The organism is Kribbella turkmenica (assembly GCF_004348725.1).
In the GTDB taxonomy this organism is placed as follows: domain Bacteria; phylum Actinomycetota; class Actinomycetes; order Propionibacteriales; family Kribbellaceae; genus Kribbella; species Kribbella turkmenica.
The window spans coordinates 1-10,026 of the sequence record NZ_SMKR01000224.1; the positions used below are offsets into that span (position 1 = coordinate 1).

Annotated in this window: 9 protein-coding genes; 5 read left to right on the forward strand and 4 right to left on the reverse strand. The window is 69.9% G+C overall.

Annotation, left to right across the window (positions count from 1 at the left end; genetic code table 11):
* Positions 1–84: 84 nt before the first annotated feature.
* Positions 85–4,164 (forward strand): ATP-dependent RNA helicase HrpA, encoded by a 4,080-nt coding sequence (gene hrpA / locus E1218_RS32755; protein WP_233712627.1) that lies wholly within the window; start codon positions 85–87, stop codon positions 4,162–4,164.
* Positions 4,165–4,169: 5 nt separating this feature from the next.
* On the opposite strand, the gene E1218_RS32760 is transcribed toward hrpA, so the two are convergent.
* Positions 4,170–5,003 carry a helix-turn-helix transcriptional regulator gene (locus tag E1218_RS32760; RefSeq protein WP_132326925.1) on the reverse strand — a complete coding sequence of 278 codons (834 nt, stop codon included), beginning with the start codon at positions 5,001–5,003 and terminating at the stop codon, positions 4,170–4,172.
* A gap of 70 nt (positions 5,004–5,073) precedes the next feature.
* Between E1218_RS32760 and E1218_RS32765 the strand changes: the two genes are divergently transcribed.
* Positions 5,074–5,820, forward strand: a complete 747-nt coding sequence (locus E1218_RS32765; RefSeq protein WP_132326926.1) for a phytanoyl-CoA dioxygenase family protein — start codon at positions 5,074–5,076, stop codon at positions 5,818–5,820.
* Between the two features lie 47 nt (positions 5,821–5,867).
* On the opposite strand, the gene E1218_RS32770 is transcribed toward E1218_RS32765, so the two are convergent.
* The gene (locus tag E1218_RS32770; protein WP_132326927.1) at positions 5,868–6,284 is read right to left on the reverse strand and encodes a VOC family protein; all 417 of its coding nucleotides are present in this window, start codon (positions 6,282–6,284) and stop codon (positions 5,868–5,870) included.
* A 188-nt stretch (positions 6,285–6,472) separates the two neighbouring features.
* The gene (locus E1218_RS37615; protein WP_132326928.1) at positions 6,473–7,138 is read right to left on the reverse strand and encodes a CGNR zinc finger domain-containing protein; all 666 of its coding nucleotides are present in this window, start codon (positions 7,136–7,138) and stop codon (positions 6,473–6,475) included.
* A 43-nt stretch (positions 7,139–7,181) separates the two neighbouring features.
* Here E1218_RS37615 and E1218_RS32780 point away from each other — a divergent pair, with 43 nt between their 5' ends.
* Both E1218_RS32780 and E1218_RS32785 read left to right on the forward strand, forming a co-directional pair.
* Positions 7,182–8,408 carry an MFS transporter gene (locus E1218_RS32780; protein ID WP_165949518.1) on the forward strand — a complete coding sequence of 409 codons (1,227 nt, stop codon included), beginning with the start codon at positions 7,182–7,184 and terminating at the stop codon, positions 8,406–8,408.
* Complete coding sequence (locus tag E1218_RS32785; RefSeq protein WP_132326930.1) at positions 8,368–9,141, forward strand: fructosamine kinase family protein; 774 nt, start codon at positions 8,368–8,370, stop codon at positions 9,139–9,141. Before E1218_RS32780 ends, E1218_RS32785 begins: the two co-directional genes overlap by 41 nt.
* Here E1218_RS32785 and E1218_RS32790 read toward each other — a convergent pair.
* On the reverse strand, positions 9,138–9,413 hold the full coding sequence (locus E1218_RS32790) for a protealysin inhibitor emfourin (protein WP_165949519.1): 276 nt from the start codon (positions 9,411–9,413) through the stop codon (positions 9,138–9,140). The genes E1218_RS32785 and E1218_RS32790 overlap by 4 nt on opposite strands.
* A 438-nt stretch (positions 9,414–9,851) precedes the next feature.
* Between E1218_RS32790 and E1218_RS32795 the strand changes: the two genes are divergently transcribed.
* On the forward strand, positions 9,852–10,026 hold a 175-nt coding region (locus E1218_RS32795; protein ID WP_132326931.1), incomplete at its 3' end, for a cold-shock protein.

The window sequence follows — 10,026 nt, forward strand, 5'->3', positions numbered from 1 at the left end:
GCCGGCTTCCGCGCGATTGTGATGGGCTGGGCGTCCGGCAAACCAGGTGAGCGGCTGGGGTGGGCCGCCTAAACTGGGGGCGTTATGCCTGATGCCCGGACCGAGTCGTCGAGTCCTTCCCCAGCCACCGGTCCCGCCCAGGACCCCGCCACGCGTTCGCGCAGGCCGCGCCGCCGTGGGCGGAAGCCGTCGTCGATCGCCGGGCCGAGTACGGCGCCCGCCGACGACGCGACCAGTTTGGCCGAGGTGTTGCGTCGGCTCGATGGACTGACGGCGTACGACCGCGAGCAGTTGGGCCGGCGGCTCGAGCGGGTTCGCGGCACGAACGACGCCCGCAAGCGCGAGCACGCGCTGCAGGGTGTGATCGGCGCGGTCGAGCTGGCCGAACGGCGGGTCGAGGGACGGCGCCTCGCCGTACCGGAGATCACGTATCCGGAAGAGCTGCCGGTCAGCCGGCTGAAGGACGACATCGCGGCCGCGATCCGCGAGCACCAGGTCGTCGTCATCGCCGGCGAGACCGGGTCCGGGAAGACGACGCAGATCCCGAAGATCTGTCTCGAGCTCGGGCGCGGGGTGCACGGCATGATCGGGCACACCCAGCCCCGGCGGCTCGCTGCGCGGACGGTTTCCGAGCGGATCGCCGAGGAACTCGGCACCGAGCTCGGCGAGACCATCGGCTTCGCCGTCCGGTTCACCGACAAGGTGAGCGACCGGTCGCTGGTGAAGCTCATGACCGACGGCATCCTGCTGAACGAACTGCAGCGCGACCGCGACCTGACCCGCTACGACACGCTCATCATCGACGAGGCGCACGAGCGCAGCCTGAACATCGACTTCATCCTCGGCTACCTCAAGCAGCTTCTCCCCCGGCGTCCCGACCTCAAGGTGATCATCACCTCGGCGACGATCGACCCGGAGCGGTTCGCCGAGCACTTCAGCGACAGCCAGGGCACCCCGGCACCGATCGTCGAGGTGTCCGGACGGACGTACCCGGTCGAGGTGCGGTACCGCCCGATCAACGACCCGGACGACCCGAGCACGATCGACCGCGACCAGACCCAGGCGATCCTGGACGCCGTCGACGAACTGGCGCACGAGCCGTCCGGCGACGTCCTGGTCTTCCTCAGCGGCGAGCGCGAGATCCGCGACACCGCCGACGCCCTGAACGACAAGTTCGCCGCGGACCGCGGGCGGCCCGGTGCCGTCGAGGTGCTGCCGCTGTACGCGCGGTTGTCGAACGCGGAGCAGCATCGCGTCTTCCAGCCGCACAGTGCCGGATCACGGGGTCGCCGGATCGTGCTCGCGACCAACGTCGCCGAGACCTCGCTGACGGTGCCCGGGATCAAGTACGTGATCGACCCCGGGACGGCGCGGATCTCGCGGTACAGCCATCGCACCAAGGTCCAGCACCTGCCGATCGAGCCGGTCTCACAGGCCAGCGCCAACCAGCGCAAGGGTCGCTGCGGACGGACGAGCGACGGCATCTGCATCCGGCTGTACTCGGAGGAGCACTTCGAGAGCCGGCCCGAGTTCACCGACCCGGAGATCCTGCGCACCAACCTGGCGTCGGTCATCCTGCAGATGACCGCGATCGGGCTCGGCGACATCGCGGCGTTCCCGTTCATCGACGAGCCGGACCGGCGCAGCATCACCGACGGCCTGCAACTGCTCACCGAGCTCGGAGCCATCGAGACCCCGAAGGGCGGCCGGCTGACCCTGGTCGGCCGGCAGCTCGCGCAGATCCCGCTCGACCCGCGGCTCGCCCGGATGATCGTCGAGGCGGACAAGCACGCCTGCGTCCGCGAGGTGATGGTGATCGCGGCCGCACTGTCGATCCAGGACCCGCGGGAACGGCCGACCGACGCCGAGGCGCAGGCCCAGCAGGCACACGCCCGGTTCCGCGACCCGAACAGCGACTTCCTCGGCTACCTGAACCTCTGGAACTACCTGAAGAAGCAGCAGAAGGAGCTGTCCGGCAGCCAGTTCCGCCGGATGTGCCGCGGCGAGTACCTGAACTACCTCCGGGTCCGCGAGTGGCAGGACATCTTCGCCCAGCTCCGCCAGGTCGCCTCCCAGATCGGCGTCACCCTGAACAGCGGCGAGCCGGCCGACCCGCAGAGCGTGCACGTCTCGCTGATGTCCGGACTGCTGAGTCACCTCGGCATGAAGGACCCGGCGAACCAGCACCAGTACCTCGGCGCCCGCGGCACGAAGTTCGCGATCTTCCCAGGTTCGGGCCTGTTCAAGAAGCCGCCGCAGTTCGTGATGGCCGCCGAGCTGGTCGAGACGTCGCGTCTCTGGGCGCGGGTGAACGCCAAGATCGAGCCCGAGTGGGCCGAGGACCTCGCCCAGCACCTGATCAAGCGCACGTACTCCGAGCCGCACTGGGAACGCAAGGCCGGCGCGGTGATGGCCTACGAGAAGGTCACGCTGTACGGCGTACCGATCGTCGCCCGGCGCAAGGTCAACTACGGCACGGTGGACCCGGAGGTCTCCCGCGAACTCTTCATCCGGCACGCGCTCGTCGAGGGCGACTGGGACACCCACCACAAGTTCTTCCACGAGAACCGTAGGCTGATCGAGGAGGTCGAGGAGCTCGAGGAGCGCACTCGCCGCCGCGATCTCCTGGTCGACGACGAGACGCTGTTCGCCTTCTACGACGAGCGGATCGGCAGCGAGGTCGTCACCGGCCGGCACTTCGACACCTGGTGGAAGAAGGCCCGGCAACGGGACGCGGACCTGCTCGACTTCGAGCGGTCGCTGGTGGTCCGGGAGGGTGCGGAGGTCAAGGAGGACGAGTTCCCGCTGCGCTGGACGCAGAACGGGATGACGTTCGACCTGACGTACGCGTTCGAGCCCGGCACCGATGCCGACGGTGTGACCGTGCACCTCCCGCTGCTCGTGCTGAACCAGGTCACCGCGGACGGGTTCGAGTGGAGCGTGCCCGGGTTCCGCGAGGAGCTGGTCACCACGCTGATCAAGTCGTTGCCGAAGTCGATCCGGAAGAACATCGTGCCGGCCCCGGACCACGCCCGCCAGGTCCTCCCCCGGCTCGACCCGGCCTCGGGGCCGCTGACCGACGCGCTCGCCCGCGAGCTGCGGAACCTGCGCGACCTGGTCATCGAACCGGCCGACTGGGACTGGAGCCGGGTGCCGGAGCACCTGCGGATGACCTTCCGGGTGGTCGACGACAACGGCAAGACCGTGGCCGAGGGCAAGGACCTGGCCAAGCTCAAGGAGCGGCTGAAGCCGAAGACCACGGCGGCGATCTCCCACGTCGCGTCGAAGGCGGTCTCCGGTCTGGAGCGGTCGGGCCTGACCGACTGGACGTTCGGCGACCTGCCACGCAGCTTCTCCGAGCGCCGCAACGGCCTGACGGTCGCCGGCTACCCGGCGCTCGTCGACGAGGGCAAGACCGTCGCGATCCGGCTGCAGGAGACCGAGCCCGACCAGGCGGCGGCGATGTGGAAAGGCACCCGTCGGCTGCTGCTGCTCACGATGCCGTCGGTCATCGACGTGGTCCAGCGCCACCTGACCAACCAGCAGAAGATGACCCTGATGGCCGGTCCGCACCGCAACGTCGGCGAACTGCTCGACGACGCGATCGCGGCGGCCGTCGACCAGTTGATGGCCGCGGCGAACGGCCCGGCGTGGAACCTGACGGCCTTCTCCGTACTACGCGACGCCGTACGGTCGGAGCTGGCCGACACGGTGCTCGCGATCCTGCGGCAGGTCGAGCAGGTGCTGGCGCACGCGCGTGCGGTGGACAAGCAGATCTCGCGCGCGTCCAGCCCCGCGCTGCTGGCCGCACTGTCCGATGTCCGCGGTCAGCTCCAAGGGCTGGTGCATCCGGGCTTCATCACGGAGACCGGCGCCCGGCGGTTGCCGGACCTGGTGCGCTATCTGCGGGGTGCCGAGCAGCGGCTGGACAAGATCGGGGCCAACGCGATGCGCGACCGGTCCGCAATGGCGATCATCCAGACGCTCGGGGACGAGTACCGGGCGCGGTTGAACGCCGTACCGACCGGGAAGGACCCGAGCCCGGAGCTGCTCGAGGTGCGCTGGATGCTCGAGGAGTTGCGGATCAGCCTGTTCGCGCAAACCCTCGGCACGCCGTACCCCGTCTCGGAGAAGCGCATCCGGAAGGCTCTCGCCTCGGCCTGAGCCGCTCAGGGCACGAAGGCGCGTTGGGATCGGCGGCGGAAGTCCCGGGGCGTGAGGTGGTGGGCCGCGGCGAAGCAGCGGCTGAAGTACGACTGGCTGGCGAAGCCGCAGCGTGCGGCGACCGCCGCGACCGGAAGGTTTGTTGCTGCCAGCAATGAGGCGGCGTGCTCGAGGCGGAGGTCGGCGACGAAGTCGGTAGGCGTCACGCCGTAGGCCGTCCGCAGGGACCGCGACAGGTGGGCCGGGCTGACGCCTGCGAGCTCCAGCAGGCGCGGGACACCGCCGCGGAGGTTGCCCTCGGAGCGCATCGCCGTACAGGCCTTGGCCAGCCAGTCCGGTATGCCCGGCCGGACCGGGAGTTCGCCGGCGGACACCAGCGGGAGGAGCTCGATCCAGAAGCGGACCAAGTCGTACGGCCCGGGCTCGTCCTGGAAGCGGTCGAGTGCGTGCTCGAAGACGGCGATCGCCTCGGCCGAGTGGAAGGTCACCGGCCGGCGCGCGGAGGCCCAGGTGGCGCCTGGGTTCGTCCGAGTGAGGTCGAGAAACCCCTGCCAGGCCGAGCTCGGGAACGCCACGTTCACGAACTCCAGCCCGTCGGGTGCCGAACCGCGCACCGCGTGCCGATCGCTCGGCCGGACCAGTACGACGTCGCCCGGCCGCAACTGTTCGACGCCGGTGGTCAGCAGGTGCTCCCCGCTGCCCGACACCACGCCCATGAACTCGTGGAAGTCGGCGTGCGTGTGCAATTCGGTGTCGCGTGCCCGGGCCGGGATCCGCACGCGGGCGGCATGGAACGGCCGGCCGAACGCGTGCGACTCGAACCGCAGCACCTGGTCCACATCAACACGCTACAAGTTCTCGTCAGCACGCTGCTAGTCGTCGCCCGCGACCGGCCAGCAGCATGGAGCCATGTATGAAACCGACGGCTATGTCACTTTCCGCGACGTCATCGACACCGAGCTGATCAAGGAAGTGAACGACCATGTCGAGTGGCTTCAGGCACGGCATCCCGACGTACGGCCGGAGCAGCTCGGTCACGTGTACCTGCGCGACGACCCGTTCTGGCTGCGGCTGGTGAGTGACGACCGGCTGCTCGACATCGCCGAGCGGTTCGTCGGCCCGGACATCGCACTGTTCGCCTCGCACTACATCTCCAAGCCGCCGTACTCCGGCCAGCCGGTGCTCTGGCACCAGGATGCGGCGTTCTGGCCGCTCGAGCCGATGAAGGTGGTGACGCTGTGGCTGGCGGTCGACCACTCCACCCCGGAGAACGGGTGCGTCCGGGTGATTCCCGGCAGCCACCGGTCGGACGTGGCCGGGATGCGCGACAACACCGAGGTGGAGAGCGTGCTCGGCAAGGAGATCGCGGTCGAGGTGGACGAGTCGGAGGCGGTCGACATGGTGCTGGCGCCCGGGGACGTCGAGGTGCACCACCCGAACATCGTCCACGGCAGCACCGCGAACACGTCGCCGAACCGCCGCTGCGGGCTGACGATCCGCTACATCCCGACCTCGACCAGGATCACCGACCCGGAGACGCCGTACCCGAGCGCCTTCCACCTGCGCGGCGAGCCCGGAGCGAACAGCTACCAGCCCCGCCCCAGGTACGACGAAAGCCGGCACTTCCCGTTCAGCGGGAGCACCGGCTGGGTCTGAGCCTCGACGGCCCGCCCCGGTCGGCCCGGGGCGGGCACGGGCATGCCCTATTCCAGGCAGATACGGAACGGATGTCCGGCGGGGTCGGCGTAGATGCGCCAGCCACGGGCGTTCTCGGCGGGTGGTGGGTCCAGGGGGTCGAGCGGCTCGGCCCCGAGCGCGGTCACACTGGCGTGACCACTGGAAAGGTCCTCGACGATGAGGTCGAGATGGAGATCCTGCGCGTCGGTGCCGGGCCACGTGGCCGGCACGTACTCCTCCGAGCGCCGGAAGGCCAGCGTCGAGAACCCGAGCGACGAACCGGGGCCGGTCAGGCTCCGCCAGTCGTCGTCACCGTTCTCGTCGATGTCCAGCCCCAGCAGCGCCGAGTAGAACTGGGCGAGCTCGAGTGGGTCCGGGCAGTCCAGCACCACCGAGCCGAGCCGCCCGGCAGTACTGCCCGGCTGCTCTGCCACCTGCGTCATCTGTCCTCCAGCTTCTGTCTTCGACTGCCTGCCCTGTCGGGGCAGGACCGGCCAGGCCCGTCTCGGTCGGAAGGCCCGGCCGCCTACGATGACAGGTCGGACGGACAGTTCGCATCTTTCGACACGCCCTGCTGACGCGTCATGCGCTTGCGGACGGTGATGAGGCGATCGGCGTACCGGCTAACTGGTCAGACAGTGGAAGCAGATCGGCGCCGGGCACTGAGTTTGCGGATCTTCGCGCGGGTGCCGCAGTCCTCCATCGAGCACCACCGGCGGGACCCGTTCCGGCTCCGGTCGAGGAACAGGAAACCGCAGCCGCCGTCCTCCACCGGGCAGGCCCGGAGCTGGCGCAGCTCGACCGTCCGCACCAGGTCGACGGCCGCGGCCACCAGGCGGTCGGGGATCATCAGCGCCGGCGCCGTGCCGACCCGCAACTCGGCGACCCTGGGTCCGCTGTCCCGGGGGACCAGCATCGACCGGGCCGACGCCGCCGACCAGCGCAGCATCAGCCGCTCGAACGCCGATCCCAGCCCTTGCTCGAAATCCGCCGGCACACCGGGGACCCCGGACGCCTGCTGCGCGAGCACCAGGTACGTCGCCTCCCGGATCTCGACCGTCGCCCGCAGCGCCTTGCCGGCCAGGTCGGAAGCACCCTGCCAGACGGCATCGACGGCCTCCGCCTCGATCGCGTCGACGATCCCGATCCGCCGGCTCCACGCGAGCAACTCGGCCGGGCCGGGCAGATGGTCGTGCCCGCCGCTCGCACCGGGGACGCGGGGAGCTACGGTGTTCACCAGGTCCAGGGCGGGGTGTCCGCCGACAACCCGGAGTTCTTCGTTGCGGCTGTCTGCCATGCATGAGATGCTACCACCATACAGCCAAATACTGGAATCACAGGTGAGGACATTGCCCCTCTCGCCCCGCCGGGCGAACGCCGCCCTGCTGATGCTCGCGGTCAGCACGTTCTCCTACGTCACCGTCGAGGTGCTGCCGATCGGTCTGCTGACCGTGATGGCCGACGACCTCGGCCGTTCCCGCTCGGAAGTCGGCCTCCTCGTCACCGGGTACGCCGTCGTCGTCGTGCTGGCGTCGATCCCGCTGGTCCGGCTCACCCACCATCTCCCGCGGCGGCCCGTGCTCGGCAGCACGCTGGGGGTCATGGCGCTGGCGACCACGGTCGCCACCGTCGCGCCGACGTACGAGGTGCTTTTCGCGGCCCGACTGGTCACCGGACTGTCGCAGGCGCTCTTCTGGGCGATCGCGCCGCCGATCGCGACCAGCCTGTTCCCGCCGCAGGTCCGTGGTCGGGTGGTCGCGCGACTCGCGATCGGTACGGCGCTCGCGCCGGTGCTCGGCATCCCGCTGGGCACGTGGCTCGGTGAGCAGGCCGGCTGGCGGGTCCCGTTCGCCGTGATGGCGGGCTTGGGCGCGGCCGCCTGCGTGGGCATCGCCTGCCTCCTGCCCGCCGTGGAGGTCCGCAACGGTGCGTCCGGACGCGGCAGCGATCCCGACGTCCGCCGCTACGCCGTCCTGATCGTCGCGTCCGCCGTCGGCGTGACCGGGTTCCTGACCTTCAACACCTACGTCACGCCGTTCCTGCTCGACATCACCGGCTTCTCGTCCGACGCACTCGGCCCGATGCTGCTGGCCAGCGGCGCAGGCGGCATGATCGGGACTCTGGTGGCGGGCCGGGTTCTCGACCGCTATCCGTGGGGCACGGTCGTCGTACCGTTCGCCGTCCTCGCGGGCGCGTTGGGAGGGCTGTTCGCGGTCGGCTCCTGGAAGGTCCCCACCGTGCTGTTGATCGCGCTGCTCGGCATGGCCTTCAGCGCGATGGCCGTCGCGGCGCAGAGCAGGACGCTGCAGGTCGCTCCGGGCAGCACCGACATGGCGTCCGCAGGCACCAGTTCGGCGTTCAACGTCGGCATCGCCGCCGGTGCCTTCGTCGGCGGTGCACTGATCGACGGCCCCGGTGTGCGCAGTGTCGCCCTGGTCGGCGCGGTTCTGGCCGCCGCGGCGGCGCTGGTGATGTTGGGCGAGCCGGTGCTGGCTCGGCGTCGGGTGCGGGTGGCAGAGTGCAACCATGACCGTCCTGGGCGACAGGTTTGTGAAGACGCGGCCTGACGCGCCACCGGGATTCTTCGAGGTCGAGGCCGCTGGACTGCGCTGGCTCGCCGTACCGGACGGTGTGCCGGTGGCGGAACCGGTGGACGTCTCCCCCAGCCACCTGAGCACGGTCCGGCTCGAACTCGCCCCACCGACCGGTGCGGCGGCGGACGAGTTCGGCCGGCGGCTGGCCGGCACGCACGACGCCGGCGCCTGGCACTTCGGCGTACCGCCGGACGGCTGGGACGCCGACGGGTACATCGGCACGATCGGTCTGCCGCACGCGCTGGATCCGGTGGAGTCCTGGGGCGAGTTCTACGCGAACTTGCGGCTCCGGCCCTACCTGCGGTCGGCCTACAGCCAGGGGACGATCGACGGGCACCAGCTGAACGTGTTCGAGCAGGTGTGTACCCGCCTGGAGGCCGGCAGGTACGACGACCCGAGCGAGCAGCCCTGCCGGATCCACGGTGACCTGTGGTCCGGCAACGTCGTCTGGACGGCGAACGGCGTCCATCTGATCGACCCGGCGGCGCACGGCGGCCACCGGGAGACGGACCTCGCGATGCTCGGCCTCTTCGGGCTCCCGCAGCTCGAGCGCGTGCTACGGGCGTACGACGAGGCGCATCCGCTCGCGGACGGCTGGCGCCACCGGGTCGGCCTGCACCGGCTGCACCCGTTGCTCACCCACGTCGTGCTGTTCGGCGGAAGCTATGTACCGCAGGCGATCGCCATGGCCCACAAGTACGCCTAGCTCTGCAGCACGCGGCCGAGCAGCCAAGCGGTCGTTTGGTCGAGGTCCTGCTCGGCGACGGTGAGGTGCGTGGCGACGGCTCCTGGCGCGTCGCGCACCTCGACCCGGTACACGAACCGGTCGGGTTGCGGCAGTCCGGAGCCGAGTCGCGCCTGGTCCAGCGCGCGGACGGCGGCCTCCAACCGAGCTCCGTCGGGCTGGAACGCGGTGTCGAGCTCGCCGTGGGCCATCAGACCGGCGAAGCCTCCGCTACGGGTCACTGTGACGATCAACCGGGCCTCCTCCGGCCCACCATTGCGTGCCGCGCAGCGATTGTCCAGAGTCGTGCGACACGCCGGAAAAATCGATCAGGATCGCGCGGCCATCACCCGGCGTACCGGCGTCCGGTGCCGCGTTGGCGGGCCGCCGGGCCGGGTCGCGACGGCGAACCAGCAGGTCGGCGCAGGATTTCGCCGTACCGGCGGCCGTCCGCGCAGGCGAAACGGCGCGTTCACGAAGCGTGGCGGGCGGCGACTATTAGCGACACGTGTTCGCGATCACCCCTTCCACGCGGCCCCAGATCGGCTACAGTTGTCGCGTTGCAGTTTTGGACTCCCACTGACTTTCGCTGTGCTGCATGGCCGGTTCTGTCGTCTGGGGCCTTTCGGCGACGCGTGGCTCATGAGGTGTGGGTCGCGGTTTGTTACAAGCCATCAAGGAGATAGACACAAATGGCTGTCGGTACTGTCAAGTGGTTCAACGCTGACAAGGGCTTCGGCTTCATCACCCCGGATGACGGTGGCGCGGACGTGTTCGCGCACTACTCGGCCATCCAGACCTCGGGCTTCCGTTCGCTGGACGAGAACCAGCGCGTCGAGTTCGAGATCACCCAGGGCCAGAAGGGCT